Source organism: Pseudomonas sp. EGD-AK9 (genome assembly GCF_000465935.2).
Classification (GTDB): Bacteria; Pseudomonadota; Gammaproteobacteria; order Pseudomonadales; family Pseudomonadaceae; genus Aquipseudomonas.
The window spans coordinates 1-600 of the sequence record NZ_AVOF01000887.1 but is presented as its reverse complement, the minus strand read 5'-3'; the positions used below and the strand labels follow the sequence as shown (position 1 = coordinate 600).

General features: G+C 68.7%; 1 protein-coding gene. It reads left to right on the top strand.

The features are described 5' to 3' along the window. On the top strand, nt 1–600 hold a 600-nt coding region (locus N878_RS25120; protein ID WP_021446228.1), incomplete at both ends, for an MATE family efflux transporter.

The following is a 600-nucleotide window of genomic DNA, read 5'->3' as shown; positions in this document are numbered from 1 at the left end:
TGTTGTGGAACGCCGAGTTCATCCTGCGCTACATGGGCATCGAGCCGGCGCTGATCACCCCGGCCATGGGCTACCTGCGCGCGGTGGCCTGCGGTTTCCCGGCGGTGGCGCTGTACCACGTGCTGCGCTGCTTCAGCGACGGCCTCGGCCACACCCGGCCGAGCATGGTGCTGGGCATCCTCGGCCTGCTGCTGAACATCCCGGCCAACTACATCTTCATCTACGGCAAGTTCGGCCTGCCGGCCATGGGCGGCGTCGGCTGCGGCTGGGCCACGGCGCTGGTGATGGGGTTCATGCTGATCGGCATGCTGGTCTGGGTGAAGTGGGCGCCCTACTACCGCCCCAGTGCCCTGTTCGCCCGCTTCGAGCGGCCGCAGTGGGCGGTGATCAAGCGCCTGCTGGCCATCGGCGTGCCGATCGGCGTGGCGGTGTTCGCCGAATCGAGCATCTTCGCGGTGATCGCCCTGCTGATCGGCGGCCTTGGCGCCACCGTGGTCGCCGGCCACCAGATCGCCCTGAACTTCAGCTCCATGGTGTTCATGATCCCCTACTCGCTGGGCATGGCCGCCACCGTGCGGGTCGGCCAGGCGCTGGGCCGTG